The sequence below is a fragment of the Suttonella sp. genome (assembly GCF_056855035.1).
In genome coordinates this window covers 1-13035 of record NZ_JBXGGR010000035.1, presented here as the reverse complement: position 1 = coordinate 13035, position 13035 = coordinate 1, and the positions used below count along the sequence as shown (strand labels likewise).

General features: G+C 53.9%; 14 protein-coding genes. All 14 read left to right on the top strand.

Annotated elements, in window-relative coordinates; all coding sequences use genetic code 11:
- Window positions 1-57: 57 nt before the first annotated feature.
- The 14 genes from ACJHVI_RS03110 to ACJHVI_RS03045 all read left to right on the top strand — a co-directional run bounded on the left by ACJHVI_RS03110 (window position 58) and on the right by ACJHVI_RS03045 (window position 12811).
- Window positions 58-693: a vWA domain-containing protein gene (locus ACJHVI_RS03110; protein ID WP_483183166.1), complete on the top strand. Its 636-nt coding sequence runs from the start codon at window positions 58-60 to the stop codon at window positions 691-693.
- 55 nt (window positions 694-748) lie between these two features.
- The gene (locus ACJHVI_RS03105) at window positions 749-1390 is read left to right on the top strand and encodes a vWA domain-containing protein (protein ID WP_483183165.1); all 642 of its coding nucleotides are present in this window, start codon (window positions 749-751) and stop codon (window positions 1388-1390) included.
- A gap of 21 nt (window positions 1391-1411) precedes the next feature.
- A complete protein-coding gene (locus ACJHVI_RS03100; RefSeq protein WP_483183164.1) occupies window positions 1412-2572 on the top strand; it encodes a TerD family protein in 1161 nt (386 codons plus the stop codon).
- Between the two features lie 31 nt (window positions 2573-2603).
- A complete protein-coding gene (locus ACJHVI_RS03095; protein WP_115217562.1) occupies window positions 2604-3650 on the top strand; it encodes a TerY-C metal binding domain-containing protein in 1047 nt (348 codons plus the stop codon).
- Between the two features lie 2 nt (window positions 3651-3652).
- A complete protein-coding gene (locus ACJHVI_RS03090; protein ID WP_483183163.1) occupies window positions 3653-5242 on the top strand; it encodes a PP2C family serine/threonine-protein phosphatase in 1590 nt (529 codons plus the stop codon).
- Window positions 5239-6738 carry a protein kinase domain-containing protein gene (locus tag ACJHVI_RS03085; protein WP_483183161.1) on the top strand — a complete coding sequence of 500 codons (1500 nt, stop codon included), beginning with the start codon at window positions 5239-5241 and terminating at the stop codon, window positions 6736-6738. Before ACJHVI_RS03090 ends, ACJHVI_RS03085 begins: the two co-directional genes overlap by 4 nt.
- Before the next feature lie 87 nt (window positions 6739-6825).
- Window positions 6826-7935: a TerC/Alx family metal homeostasis membrane protein gene (locus ACJHVI_RS03080; protein WP_483183160.1), complete on the top strand. Its 1110-nt coding sequence runs from the start codon at window positions 6826-6828 to the stop codon at window positions 7933-7935.
- Window positions 7936-8041: 106 nt separating this feature from the next.
- On the top strand, window positions 8042-8620 hold the full coding sequence (locus ACJHVI_RS03075) for a TerD family protein (protein ID WP_483183159.1): 579 nt from the start codon (window positions 8042-8044) through the stop codon (window positions 8618-8620).
- A 29-nt stretch (window positions 8621-8649) separates the two neighbouring features.
- Window positions 8650-9225, top strand: a complete 576-nt coding sequence (locus tag ACJHVI_RS03070) for a TerD family protein (protein WP_483183158.1) — start codon at window positions 8650-8652, stop codon at window positions 9223-9225.
- A 3-nt stretch (window positions 9226-9228) separates the two neighbouring features.
- Window positions 9229-9933, top strand: coding sequence for a TIGR00266 family protein (locus tag ACJHVI_RS03065; protein WP_483183157.1), 705 nt, complete (start codon window positions 9229-9231; stop codon window positions 9931-9933).
- 1 nt (window position 9934) lies between these two features.
- A complete protein-coding gene (locus tag ACJHVI_RS03060; protein WP_483183156.1) occupies window positions 9935-10513 on the top strand; it encodes a TerD family protein in 579 nt (192 codons plus the stop codon).
- Window positions 10514-10745: 232 nt separating this feature from the next.
- On the top strand, window positions 10746-10907 hold the full coding sequence (locus tag ACJHVI_RS03055) for a hypothetical protein (RefSeq protein WP_483183155.1): 162 nt from the start codon (window positions 10746-10748) through the stop codon (window positions 10905-10907).
- A gap of 57 nt (window positions 10908-10964) precedes the next feature.
- Window positions 10965-12077 (top strand): phosphoribosyltransferase domain-containing protein, encoded by a 1113-nt coding sequence (locus ACJHVI_RS03050; protein ID WP_483183154.1) that lies wholly within the window; start codon window positions 10965-10967, stop codon window positions 12075-12077.
- Window positions 12074-12811, top strand: a complete 738-nt coding sequence (locus ACJHVI_RS03045) for an HAD family hydrolase (RefSeq protein WP_483183153.1) — start codon at window positions 12074-12076, stop codon at window positions 12809-12811. The genes ACJHVI_RS03050 and ACJHVI_RS03045 overlap by 4 nt, the downstream gene beginning before the upstream one ends.
- The last annotated feature ends 224 nt before the right edge of the window (window positions 12812-13035 follow it).

Below are 13035 nucleotides of genomic sequence, written 5' to 3'. Positions count from 1 at the left end.
ATCATTATAAGCCAAGGCTACAATCGGCTGCTACCGTATCAATTTCAAGGAGAAAACATGCGCCGTTTACCCGTTTATTTATTGGTCGATACCTCAGGTTCCATGCATGGCGAAGCGATTGAAGCCGTGCGCAACGGACTGCAAGTCTTGGTATCCGCCCTGCGCCAAGACCCCTATGCGCTGGAAACCGCCTATTTATCCGTCATCGCCTTTAACAGCGAAGCACGCCAACTCACGCCGCTTACCGAACTGATGAGCTTTCAGGTGCCGGATATTCAAGCCAGCGGCACTACCGCGCTCGGCGGCGCATTAAGCCTGTTGGCAGATTGCATCGAACGCGAAGTCGTCAAAGGCAATGCCGAAACCAAAGGCGACTGGAAACCCGTCATCTTCCTGCTCTCGGACGGCTCGCCGACCGATAATTTGCAAAGCGGCATCGATGCTTTGAAACGCGTGAAAACCGGTACTTTCGTCGCCTGCGCGGCAGGTTCTGCGGCAGACAGCAACACCTTAAAGCAAATTACCGAAACCGTTGTATCCCTCGACACCGCCGACGCCACTTCCATCAAGAGCTTCTTCAAATGGGTCTCCTCCTCAATCTCTGTCTCCAGCCAAAAAATCGAGCTGGGCAAAGAGCCGAATGGTCTAGACGAACTACCGCCTCCGCCGCCGGAATTGAATGTGGTTTTATAATCTCCCGCCACCGCCTTTGTCGCGGTGGTCTTTTTATCTTATGAATTGAAATACTATGTCCAGACGATTACTTACTTATATCTGCATCGACACCTCTGGCTCGATGCGCGGCGAGCCGATTGAGGCGGTCAATAACGGCTTGGCGGCGCTGATGGCGGCGCTCAGACAAAATCCCTACGCGCTGGAAAGCGTACATTTAAGCGTGATTACCTTCGACAGCCACATCAAAGAAGTGCTGCCCATGACCGCTTTGGAACAAGTCGTCATGCCCGAAATCATCTGCCCCGAAAGCGGCGCGACTTTTTTAGGCGCCGTGCTTGAACACGTCATTGCCGCCGTGCAACGCGACCGGATTGTCGGCACCGCCGAGCAAAAAGGCGATTGGCGCCCCATCTTGATTGTGCTGACCGACGGCAAGCCCACGGATTTGCTGGTCTATAGCGAAGCCCTTGCGCCGCTGAAAGCACTCGGCTTCGGCAATATCGTTGCCTGCGCGGCAGGTCCGAAAGCCGATGTCAGCTATTTGAAACAATTGACCGACACCGTGGTTTCCCTTGATACCATGGATGCCGCCTCATTCGGCAAATTCTTCCAATGGGTATCCGCCGCCATCTCGGGCAGCAGCGTCAGCGTGGGCAATCCGAATGCCGATAATAATCTGCCGCCGCCACCGCCGGAAATCAATATCGTGCTGTAATCGCCTATCGGAGAATCCCCTATGCAAACCCTAGTCGCCGGCGCAAATGCCAATTTATCCGCCTCTTCTCTGCTCATCCGCATAGACAGCGGCGCCAATATCGATGTCGCCGCCTACCGCCTTGCCGCCACGCAAAAAGTACGCGGCGACGGCGATATGATTTTCTACGGACAAACACAGTCCGATGACGGCGGCGTCCGTTTTTCGGGCAATGAACGCCGCAGCGAATTCAGCCTCGATTTAGCCGCGCAACCTGCCGCCATCGAGCGCATCGCCATTGCCTTTTCCGCCGACCTGCCCGTCTCGCAGCTGGGCAGCATATTGCTGACAGTATTAGAAAACGGCAGCCCTACTTTGCAATGCCCTGTGGAATTAAGCCACAGAACGGAAAAAGCCCTGATTTTGGGTGAATGCTACCGCCGCAACGGACAATGGAAATTCCGCTTTGTCGCGCAAGGCTTTAACGGCGGTCTCAAGCCCTTATCCGAACATTTCGGCGTGGAAATCAGCGATGATGCCCCTGCGCCCAATCCGCCGCCCGCCCCCAGCTCGACGGCTAATCCGCGCCTCAATTTGCAAAAAATCACTTTAGATAAGGCGAAACCTTCTTTAACGCTGGAGAAAAAAGCCGATTTCGGACAAATCCGCATCAATCTGAATTGGCAACGCGGCGGCGCGAAAGCGCAAAGCGGCGGTTTTCTCAAATCGCTTTTAGGCGGCAGTCAAGGCATTGATTTGGATTTGGGCGCTTTTGTGCGGCTGAAAAACGGACAGCAAGACTGCGTGCAGGCTTTGGGCGGCAATTTCGGCAGTTTGAGCCAAGCGCCTTTTGTGCATTTGCGCGGCGATGACCGTACGGGCGATGTGGCAGAGGGCGAATGGTTGGACGTCAATGGCGCACAATGGCAGCAGATAGATGAAGTGCTGATTTATGCCTTTATTTATCAAGGCATCCCGAATTGGGACGCGACCGACGGCGTCGTAACCTTATATGTGCAAGGACAGGAAATCGAAACCCGCCTGACCGACGGCAATTCACGCCACCCGATGTGCGGCATTGCGCGCTTGGTCAATCAAGGCGGCGCAATTCACGTCGAGCGGATTAACCGCTATTTCAGCGGACACAAAGAGCTCGACCAAGCCTTCGGCTGGGGCTTCCGCTGGCAGGCGGGCAGGAAATAATTATCGGATTAGCCGCAGGAGAAGGAATGACATGCGCCGCTTACCTATTTTTTTAGTCATCGATGTCTCGGAAAGCATGATCGGCACGCCGCTGCGCGCCATGCAGGAAGGCATTTCCCGTTTAATCAGCGAATTGCGCACAGATCCGCATGCCTTGGAAACCGTGCATCTATCCGTGATTGCTTTTGCCGGAGTGGCGAAAACCTTAGCGCCCTTGGTGGAATTATTCGCTTTCTATCCGCCGCGTTTGCCGATTGGTGCCGGCACTTCAATCGGCGCGGCGCTCAATCATTTGATGGATGAAATTGACCGCCAAGTGCAGCGCAGCAGCAAGGAGCAGAAAGGCGATTGGAAGCCGGTGGTGTATTTCCTGTCGGACGGACGCGCGACCGACAATCCGAGCGCCGCCATTGCGCGTTGGCAGCAGCATTATCAGCAGCGGGCGACCCTAATCAGCATCGGCATCGGGCAATATGCGGATTTGAGCGTCCTGCAAAGCATCAGCAGCCACAGTCTGCGCCTTGAAAACAGCGATGAAAAAAGCCTGAAAAGTTTTATCGACTGGATTACCCAATCCATTTCCAGCCAAAGCCGCAGCTTGGGCATAGACGCGCCCCTGTCTTTGCATAAAAAGGACGAGAGTTTTGCCCTGTCTTTGGTCAAAGAATTAGAAGAAGCCGCTGCGCTTGATGAGAACTATGTGATTATCAGCGGCTTATGCAGCAAATCCAAATTGCCTTATTTGATGAAATACGAGCGCATGCCCGATATTGCCGACATTCCCTTTTTCAAAAACCAATCGCCGCAAGTCTATCGCTACACCGGCGTATTCCCTGTGGAAGCCGATTATGCCGAGTGGTCGGATACACGCCTCAACGCCAACACCATTGCTGCCTCGCATTTGGAAGGCGGCGGCGGTTGTCCGCATTGCGGCGCGGCTTATGCTTTGGCGACTTGCAGCTGCGGACAGATATTGTGCGTAGAGGGCGACGGCGAAGTCGTCTGCCCCGGCTGTCAGCAAACCATTTACATGGGCAGTGCCGAAGGCGATTTCGACATTGCCCGCTCGCGAGGTTAAACATGGATACCCAAGCTCTGAAACACGCGCTTAATCAATTGCTCGATTCCGCACAATTCGCCGCTTTTGCCGCCGAACACGCGGCATTGCTCGCCGAAGTACAGACGGCTTGGCAGCAATTTCAGCAAGCGCAGACTGCTGCGCCGCCGGCTGATGACGACAGCGGCAGTTTGGACTTACTGAAGCAGGAAAGCAGGATTGCCGCCGATGTGTCGCTCCTGATGCCGTTTACATCCGAACAAGAGGCACACAGCCCTGCCGACTTACCCGAAGCGCTCGACAAGGCAGTCCTGCCGCCCGCCGAACCTCTGCTCATTACCGAAGCAGCAAACCCTGCCCCCGAAGCCATGCTCGGCAACACTTCCCATCAAAACCAACACAGCCCCGATACTATGCCGATTCATCCCAGCAAAGCCACCGCTCCGCCGCCCGCCGCCCAACCTATCCGCAGCGTTAATTTGCTGCACAATGCCCAAGAAGGCAAAGCCTATGAAACCCACCTGAGCGCGGACATCATCGACGTGCAATTCCGCCCCGATTGCGGCTTGCTGTGGGACGGCAAAGAGCACCGCATTCACGGCATCCCCAGCCTCAGCGGCGACGTGCAGGTAGATTTTTATTTCGCCGACCGCCGCCAAGCGCAGCAAAAGCTCTACATCAATCCCAATCCGCAAAGCCTGTGGAAAGACCTGCCCAGCGACCCGCAGGGCAAATTCGCCAAAACAGACAGCGCCCATGCCGAATTCGACACTGCCGCTGCCGCCCTGCTTGCCGCGCGCCGACGCGGACGCTCGCACGCCCACGTCGGCAGCTTCTGCGATGACGACATCGCCTTTGCCTATTTCGAGGCGCAAGACATTTATCTGCTGACGGTTTCCGACGGCGCCGGCAGCGCCGCCTTCTCGCGCGAAGGCTCGCGTTTGGCGGTCAATGCCGTGCGAGACAGCATCGGCAAACTGCTGGCGGATACCCGACAAAATTATCACCGCTTGGCGGAAATGGACAATCGGCAACGCCAAGCCACCGCCGAAGCCCTGATTACCGTCGCCGCCTATCAAGCCCTTGCCGCGCATCATCAAGCCCTTGACGAAGAAGTCAGCCTCAAAAGTCTGTCCTGCACCCTCTTAATCGCGCTGGTCTTGCCGCTGCAAGAAGGCGGATTTTTAAGCCTCAGCTATTGGGTCGGCGACGGCGCCATCGGCATTTACCGCCCCGAAACGCAGGAAATTGTCCTGATGGGCGAAAGCGATTCGGGCGCCTATTCGGGCGAAACCCGTTTTTTAGCCGCCGAATACGTGCAAGGCACAGGCTTGCAGCAGCGCATTTGCCGCCATATCAGTGAGGAATTACCGCTGCTGTTGCTCATGACCGACGGCGTTTCCGACCCCAAATTTGAAACCGAAGCCCAGCTTGCCCAAGCCGAGCATTGGCAGGTATTGTGGCAGGAGCTGCAAACGCCGCTGCAAGCCGAGCATCGCGCCCCCGCCCTTGAAGAATGGTTGCATTTCTGGTCGCCCGGCAATCATGACGACCGCAGCATCGCCCTGCTTGTTCCCAAGCGCTACCTCGCGGCTACAGGAGATACGGCATGAGCAATATCGTTACGCTGACCGCCAGCAACGGCGAAACCATTCAATTTATCAACGAAATCAGAGCACAGGGCGGCATGAAAGACGTGATGTTCGCCCCCGACAAAAGCTATGTCGTGGCGTTTTTCCGCGACAAACCCGATGCGGCGATGCGCGAAAGACTGGAGATGATTACAGGACGCTATCGCGAGCGCATTTTCAATCAGGCCGGCGGCGACTATCTGCAAAACCTCTATTGCTGGCCGACCGCGGTGGTCGAGCATGAAGGACGCTTGGGCGTGGTCTCGCCTTTTTACCGCTCCTGCTTTTTCTTTGAGCACGGCAGCCGCAACAACGACATGCTCGGCATCAAAGGCAAAGACAAAGACGGCAAATGGTTCGCCAGCGCCAACAATCGGCAAAAATTTTTAGACGAACGCGAATTGGGCGATTGGATGCGGCACATCAAAGTCTGCATCATGCTGGCGCGCGCGGTACGCCGCATGCACATGGCGGGCTTAAGCCACAGCGATTTGGGCTATAAAAACTGCCTCATCGACCCCATCACGGGGCAAGCCTGCCTGATTGACATCGACGGTTTGGTCGTGCCGGGAGTACATCCGCCCACCGTGGTCGGCACGCCGGATTTCATCGCCCCCGAAGTCGTGGCGACCGCGCATTTGTCCAAAGACGATCCGATGCGCAAACTGCCCAGCCGCACCACCGATTTGCACGCTTTAGCGGTGCTGATTTACATGTACCTGCTCTACCGCCACCCCCTGCGCGGCGACAAAATCCACGACCCCGACGACAGCCAGCGCGACGAAGAACTGAGCATGGGCGAAAAAGCCCTGTTTGTCGAACACCCCACAGACAGCAGCAACCGCATCAAAAGCAAGCACTTGAAAGCCAGCGAACTGCCTTGGAAAGACACCGCCAAAATCCCCTACAGCGTCTGTGGACCCTATATCGCCAAACTCTTCGAACGCGCCTTTATCGACGGTCTGCATCAGCCCGCCCTGCGCCCGACCGCCGACGAATGGGAAAACGCCCTGATTAAAACCGTGGATTTGCTTCAGCCCTGCGCCAATCCGCGCTGCGGACAGAAATGGTATGCCTTCGACAACAGCCGAAGGCCGCATTGTCCCTTCTGCGGCACCGCGCATCAGGGCAAACTGCCGGTCTTAAACCTCTATTCCGCCGCGCCCAACGGCAGCTATCGTCCCGATAATCACCGCATCATGGTCTATAGCGGACAATCGCTGTTCAAATGGCATGCCGACAGCAACATCTTCCCCAATGAAAAAATCAGCGCCCAAGACGCCAAACGCATCGGTTATTTTGTGCTACATCAGGGCGATTGGTGGCTGGTCAATGAAGGACTTCCCGAACTCTATGACATCGGCAATAAAAGCTCGGTTGCCATCGGCGATAAAGTCAAACTCACAGACAATGCCCAAATCCTCTTGCAGAAAGAACAGGGCGGACGCCTGATTATGGTGCAAATGGCAGGACGGTAAGTTATTTTTTCAAGGCGTGGCATATAATGCGCACCAACAGCCGCCGTTCTGGCGGCTGCCTTTTTCAGCCCTCTTTACAGGATATTTATGAACGAGACTTTAGCGAGCACCAACAATGCTCTACCCTCACTCGGCTTTCCGATTGAAACCGTCTTAATCTTCGCGGTTTTTTCCATCGGCGCCATCATCGTGGATTTATACGCCCACCGCGATGACAAACCCCTGTCCCTGAAAAGCGCCTCCATCTGGTCGGTTTTCTGGATTTTGGTATCGATTGCCTTCGGCATCTATCTCTGGATGCACCACGGCAGCGCCTATGCCAGCCTCTTCTTTACCGGTTATGCGCTGGAAAAAGTGCTGTCGGTGGATAATCTCTTCGTCATGATGGCGATTTTCACATGGTTTAAAGTGCCGGACGGCTACCGCCACCGCGTATTGTATTGGGGCATTATCGGCGCCATCGTCTTCCGCATGGTCTTTGTGGCAATCGGCGCCGGCTTATTTGCCCTAGGGCCTTATGTAGAACTGATTTTCGCCGTCGTCGTGGCATGGACCGCCGTGATGATGCTTAAAAGCGGCGAAGAAGACGCCGGCGACGAAGACTATTCCGAGCATTTGGCGTATCGCTGGGTGCATAAATTCTTCCCCGTTTGGCCGCGCCTACATGGACATCACTTCTTCATGAACAGCGAAGAACTCGCTGCCGCACGTGCCAAACATCCCGACGTGCATTTGGAACTGGCGGGCGAAGACCTCAAACAGCCTGAAAACAGCCATCCGCATCCGCTGAAAAAAGGCGCTTGGGTCGCCACGCCGCTCTTTTTATGCTTGGCAGTCATCGAATTATCAGACGTGATGTTCGCCTTCGACTCCGTGCCGGCGGTCATCGCCGTTTCCCGCGATCCCCTGATTGTCTATAGTGCGATGATGTTTGCAATTTTGGGTCTGCGTACCATGTATTTCGTTTTGGAAGCGCTCAAAGGCTATTTGGTGCATTTAGAAAAAGCAGTGATTGTGCTGCTCTTCTTTATCGCCTTTAAGCTCGGCTTATCCGCCACCCACCACATTTTCCATCACGGCTGGGACATCTCGCCCAATGCTTCCCTGATAGTCGTTCTGACCGTCTTGGCAATCGGCGTCGCCGCTTCATTTATTTTCCCTGAAAAAAACGAAGACGAAGACAGCCCGAACAGCTAAATAAAAGCCGCTTGTTTCAAGCGGCTTCTTTTTATCCGCCAAGGCAGATACAATGTTTCAAGATGATGCTTTAAACACAGGCAAATAAATACCTAAGGAGTAGGAAATGGCAGTTAGCCTCAGCAAAGGTCAAAACGTATCCCTAAGCAAAACCGACCCCGGTCTCAAGCATATTTTAATCGGCTTGGGCTGGGATGCGCGTAGCAGCGACGGACAAGATTTCGATTTGGACGCCAGCGTCTTTATGACGGCGGAGAACGGCAAAGTGCCCTCCGACAGCCATTTCATTTTCTACAATCAATTGCAATCGCCCTGCGGTTCGGTCAAACACACCGGCGACAACCTCACGGGCGAAGGCGACGGCGACGACGAAAGCCTGATTGTCGAGCTGGAAAAAGTGCCGGCAAACATCAAATCGCTGTTGATTACCGTCACTATCCACGAGGCCGAAAACCGCCGCCAGAATTTCGGACAAGTCCGCAATGCCTTTGTGCGCTTGGTCAACCATGAAAACGGACAGGAAGCGCTGCGCTTTGATTTGTCCGAAGATTACAGTACGGAAACCGCCATGGTATTCGGCGAAGTTTACCGCCACAATGGCGAATGGAAATTCCGCGCCATCGGGCAGGGCTATGCAGGCGGTCTGCTTGCGCTGTGTCAGCAATACGGCGTGAATGTCGGTTAATTTTTTACTCAACCTAACAGGAGAACACTATGGCAATTAGTTTACAAAAAGGCGGCAACGTCAGCTTGAGCAAAGAAGCCCCAAGCATGAGCAAAATGATTATCGGCTTAGGCTGGGACGTGCGTGCCACCGACGGCGCCGATTTCGACTTGGACGGCAGCGCCTTCTTGCTCAATGAAAGCGGCAAAGTGCGTTCGGACGCCGACTTCATTTTCTACAATCAAAACAAATCCGCCGACGGCTCCGTCGAACATACCGGCGATAACCGCACCGGCGAAGGCGATGGCGACGACGAGCAAATCATCATCGATTTAGGCAAAGTGCCGGCAGACGTACAGAAAATCGCGATTTCCGTTACCATTCACGATGCCGAAGCCCGCGGACAAAACTTCGGCATGGTTTCCAGCGCCTTTATCCGCTGCATCAATGCCGACGGCAATAGCGAAATCGCGCGTTTCGATTTATCGGAAGACGCTTCTGTGGAAACCGCAATGATTTTCGGCGAAATTTACCGCCATAACGGCGAATGGAAATTCAAAGCTATCGGACAGGGCTTTAAAGGCGGCTTAGGGCCTTTAGCAAAAAATTACGGCGTCAACGTCTAATTTATGAGCATTTTCAGCATTACGAGCGAAAACGATCCCTTTCTGCATATCAGCCTCGAGCAAGGCGAAAGCATTTCCTGCGAAAGCAATGCCATGGTCATGATGGAAAGCGCTTTAGAGCTTTCCGGACGTATGCAGGGCGGGATTTTAAGCGCATTGGCGCGCAAATTGGTCAATGGCGAGAGCTTTTTCCAGCAGCACATCAAAGCGGTGCGCGGCAAAGGCGATTGCCTGCTCGCCCCCAATTTTCCCGGCGCGATTGAAGTGCTCAAAGTAGGCGAAACGCAATATAAAATCGCCGACGGCGCCTATCTTGCCGCCGATGAAGGCGTGGCAGTAACCGCGCGAATGCAAAGCCTCGGCACTGCCGTCTTCGGCGGCAGCGGCGGTTTTTTCATCGGGCAAAGCAGCGGCAAAGGACAATTGGCCGTTTGCGGCTACGGCACCTTATTTACGCTTGACGTCAGCCCCGATAATCCCATAACCATCGACAACGGTCATGTCGTGGCATGGGACAGCCGCCTGCACTATGAAATCGCGCTCAATACCGGCTCGCAAAGCCGCGGACTATTGGGCAACATCGTCAACAGCATGACCAGCGGCGAAGGCGTAGTGCTGAAATTTTCCGGCAGCGGCAAAGTCATTATTTGCTCGCGCAATATGAAAATCACGCCTTTGGGCGCGATGAATTCACAATCAAGGAGTTAAGATGGGTATCAATTTAGAAAAAGGGCAGAAAATCTCGCTTGCCAAAGAAGCGGGCGGCGAATTAAACAGCGTCGTCATGGGTTTAGGTTGGGATGCGGTCAAAAAAAGAGGCTTTTTAGGCTTCGGCGGCGGTGGCGAAATCGATTTGGATGCCTCCTGCTTTTTATTTGACGAGCAAAACGAATTGCGCGATCTCGTCTATTTCGGACAACTGCGCAGCCAAGACGGTTCTATCCAACACAGCGGCGACAACCGCACCGGCGAAGGCGACGGCGACGATGAGCAAATCGCGGTAGCCCTCACACGCATTCCCGCGCATATCAAAACCTTGGTCTTCACCGTCAGCAACTACACCGGACAAGATTTCAGCAAAGTGGAAAACGCCTATTGCCGCCTCATCAACGGACAAAACGGACAGGAAATCGCGCGCTACAACCTCTCCGCACAAGGCAACCACACCGCGCAAATCATGGCGAAAATCTACCGCCACAACGGCGAATGGAAAATGCACGCCATCGGCGAAAACAGCCAAGGCGCCACACCGGACAAAATCGTACCGCGCATTCTGCCGCATCTCTAATCCGCCACTTGACGACATTCAGACAGCTCCGCCTGTCTGAATATTTTTATAATCTCTTCACATCAAAATGAGACTTAGAGATGCGCATTTTGACATTAAGAGACTATAAAAATATTCACCAAATTTCTTAGCGGTAAAAGTTAAGATAAATGTACGAAATTCATTTACGGAGAAAGCAAGCTCCCCTTTGCGGTGCTGAGACAATGCAGAATTTTTTGGAAATCAGCGTGCCATGTTTGAGCGCAGCGAGTCTGGCACGCGCCGAAAAATTCAAATTGGCGAAGGTAGTTTGCAAAGCAAACCGCCGCAACGGGGTTGCCTTTTTTTGGTTACTTTTTTTGGCAAGGCAAAAAAAGTAACGCCCAGCGCAGCGTCAAACATCTATAAAAAATAGAGATACGTCTAATAGAAACACCATCCACCTAATTTAATTGAATTTATTTTCAACACCATGCAACAAACCCATCATCTCCCTACCGGCACTCTGCAACTCAATATTCATCATAGCGAACTGCCGCCCGATGCGCTGTTCGGCATTGGCGCGCGAGACAATCCCAAACGCGCTTTTTTATTCGTCAGCAAAGTGCTGGGCAAGCATTATCCTGTCGGCACCGAAACGCTTGGGCATATTTATCAATCCCTTGCGGCAAAACTCCCTGCTCCCGAAGGCAAAATCACGCTCTTTATCGGCATGGCGGAAACCGCCACCGCCCTCGCCCAAGGCGTCTTTGAAGCATGGCTGAAGCGCTATCCGCAGGCTCAAGCCCTATATCTGCACAGCAGCCGCCTGCGCGCGCAAGGTCATGCCCTCTGCGAATTTGAAGAAAGCCACAGCCACGCCAGCCGTCAATTATTACATCTACCCACATCGCCGCCGCTTTTAGCGCTTTTTCAACAAACACAGCGCCTTGTGCTAATTGATGACGAGCTCTCCACAGGACGCACTTTTCAACAATTGCATCAGGCATTGCAGCGGCATTTGCCACAGCCGCTCGAGCAGCATTGGCTCTGTCTGACCGATTTTTGCCGACAAGACAGACCAGACATTCAGCGCCACAGCCTTTTGCAGGGCGACTGGCAATTTACGCCGCATCCCTCGATTGCCGATACGGCACCTGCACCGGCGGCACAAAGCCGGGAAGCACCACAAATCATCGACAGCGGCTGCGGACGCACGGGCATAGATCGTCCCTTGCACATCAATCCCGAGCAAATTGCCCATTATGCCGCCGCCCACCGCAGCGGCGAACGCGTTCTGGTACTGGGCACGGGCGAATACATCCACCCTGCCGCCCTCTTTGCGCAGGGACTTGCCGCCCAAAGCGCAGCGCGATTTTTTCTGCAATCCAGCACCCGCTCGCCCGCGCAAGTTTGGAATATCCTGCAACACAAACGCGCCTTTGCCGACCCTTATGACGAAGGCATTCCCTATTACCTCTACAATCTCGCCGACCCCGATTGCTATGACCGCATCTATATCTGCCATGAACATGCGGCAAATTCGGCGCTTAGTGCCTGCGCCGCAGAACTGGGCGCGCAACTCATCCGACCGGAATTCCTATGAGCAGCATCATTTTATTTACCGATTTAGACGACACTCTGTTTAACAGCTGCCGCAAGAAATCCCCGACCGCCGACAGCCAAGCCCTTGCCTTTTTGCAAGACGGCAGCCCCATTTCCTATGCCGACCGCAAACAGCAGCAATGGCTGCAACATTGGCTGACGCACAGCCGTCTCATACCGGTTACCGCACGCAATCTGGACAGCTTCCGCCGCGTGAATATCGCCTTTAAACATCATGCCGTTATCAATTACGGCGGCATCATTTTGCTACCGGACGGCAGCGTTGATGAAGACTGGTTTCAACGCAGCGAAGACGCCGCCCGCGGCAGCCACAGCCGCTTAAAGGCGCTTGCCGACAGCCTGCGCCAACTGCCCGCCGCCCTTTATGAAGACCTGCATATCCGCCTCATCAGCGACATGGGCATTAGCTTTTATCTGCTGCTAAAATCGCGCAGCCAACATCAGGCGCATCTGGAGCAAGCCGCCGCCTGCCTGCGTAGGCAACTACTGCCCACAGAACGCTTGCACCTCAATGCCAATAATCTCGCCGTACTGCCGCCGTGGCTGGACAAATCCCAAGCCGTTGAAGAACTCCTGCGCCGCTTCCGTGCGCAAAACCCTGATTTGCTGTGCATCGGCATGGGCGACAGCTTAATCGATCTTACCTTCATGCACTGCTGCGATTATCTGATTACGCCACAGAATAGCCAAATCAGCGCTGCGATAAAACATTAAAAGAGGTATGTATTTTTTTGCAGTTGCTTTTTAAAGCAACTGCAAAATATCTTAATATTCGCTTTGACTTAATAGAAATTTCGGGGCAAAGGGACATTTTAGGTGCTGTTTTCGAGTTCTTTAGCCCTAAGGGACAAAATAGGTGCTATCTAGCGTTTTTTAAGCAAAATAATCTTTTATAAACTTAACCTTATTGTCCTTTCCCATGCCGCAATGACAAGCTA